2 protein-coding genes are annotated in these 1,514 nt (G+C 60.3%); both read right to left on the bottom strand.

Annotation, left to right across the window (positions count from 1 at the left end):
• Positions 1-1,337: hypothetical protein (locus B5F94_RS15795; protein ID WP_087331509.1), on the bottom strand; the 1,337-nt coding region annotated here is incomplete at its 3' end.
• The coding region (locus B5F94_RS16555) for a hypothetical protein (protein WP_158100318.1) at positions 1,334-1,514 on the bottom strand (181 nt) is incomplete at its 5' end. The genes B5F94_RS15795 and B5F94_RS16555, both read right to left, overlap by 4 nt.

The raw sequence follows: 1,514 nt of genomic DNA, 5'->3' as shown, positions 1-1,514 counted from the left end.
TAGATGCCATGCCTGTTCTGCCAGAGGAATAGCGCCTGCCGGTCCTTCAGGCCCATGCTGTAATATGTTTGGAAGCTGGCCAGCCCGGAAGCTCTGATGCGCATATCCCGAAGGAAGGGGACATCCTCGGCACCTACACAGAGAAGCCGGTGTGTCCGGTTCTGCTCCTGATCCAGGCGCACGGTCTGATGTCTGTAAATCAAGTCGGACACCAGATCACAAAAGCCCACCTTGACCAGATGTTCGATTTTGGGCTGGGTAATATAAGATGTGAGAAGCGGCTTTAGTTCTACCGGCTCCTGGAAATAGCCGCAAAACTGCGTGACAGGGCAGTATTGCCACGGCGTGTCACGAAGGGCGACCGGCAGGTTGCCGGGATAGACATAGCCGCAGACATCCGCCGCAAAGTTGTACTGCCAGCGGCTGAACACGGGACGGGTCCCGGCTTTCCATACGCCAAAGGAGCTGTAATATTGGCTGGTCTCCAGCTTGCCACTGGGTCTCTGGCGGATGAACTGGCGGGCGGCCTCCCAAAGGTCCAGTTCAGGGTCTGCATGATGGAGGGTGGCCTTGAACACCCGGACCACGACCTCGTCTGGGGCGGTCCTCTGTATGACCTGGCAGGTCTCTTGGTCAGTCAGCTTTCCCATGCGGCCGCGGGATTTCATTGTCAGCTCCCGGCCGCAGGATGGGCAGAGGGCTTTCCCGTTGTACCTGACGCCGGACAGCGAGATTTCCCTGCCGCAGGCGGAGCAGACGCCGGGGACGGTTTTTCTGTCCTTCACGGCGTCATAGAAGAAGTACGCCGGCATGATTTTGCGGTACAGCCATCGTTTCAGGCCCCGGGGAACTGGTGGGACAGACTGCATCCGGGCGTTGATCCTGCGGCGCTCCTTCCGTTGCCGGGCCTTTTGCCGGTCCTCCTGTATCAGCTTTTGATGGGCCGTCAGGCAGCCGAAGCCGTCCTGCGTATCATCATGGAAAAAGCGGCTGATGCACTTTCGGTCAGACTGGGTAAGGAAGGCACAGCGGGAGACGAAGTTCCAATTAGGGGACAGCCGCTCAAAGCACGCCGTGCGCCAGGATGCAGTGCCATCCTCCCGGCGCTCCAGCGTGAGATAGTCGTCCTTCTGCTGGAACACGGTCCATTTGGGAAGCAGGTCCCCCTGTGCCGCCCCGGCCCGGGAATAGACCTGGAGCACGAGGGTGCGGCGGTGGCCTATCACCCGGACACGGGCGGTGGTCAGCCACTCGATCTGGTCTGCGCACAGCAGGCCGCTGTTCGCACGAATATGCAAGGGTTCCCCGGCATATTTTCGGCACTCAGCTTTGTTCATCGCCCGTCACCTCCCAGAAGGGACATCTGCTCATAGGTCTCGCCTGCCGGGGCGGGAACCTTGTTCGGCTGGATGGGAGCTGCGGGCCGGGTCACAGCCTTGCCCTGTTTGACGGACGGCTTCCGCTCGGGCTCTTTATCGGCATTCGGGTCGTTAAAATAGTCCACGGCCCACTGG

This window comes from Flavonifractor sp. An4 (assembly GCF_002161755.1).
GTDB classification, from domain to species: Bacteria; Bacillota; Clostridia; order Oscillospirales; family Oscillospiraceae; genus Flavonifractor; species Flavonifractor avicola.
Note: the sequence above shows the minus strand (reverse complement) of the source record. Positions and strands in the feature narration are given on the sequence as shown.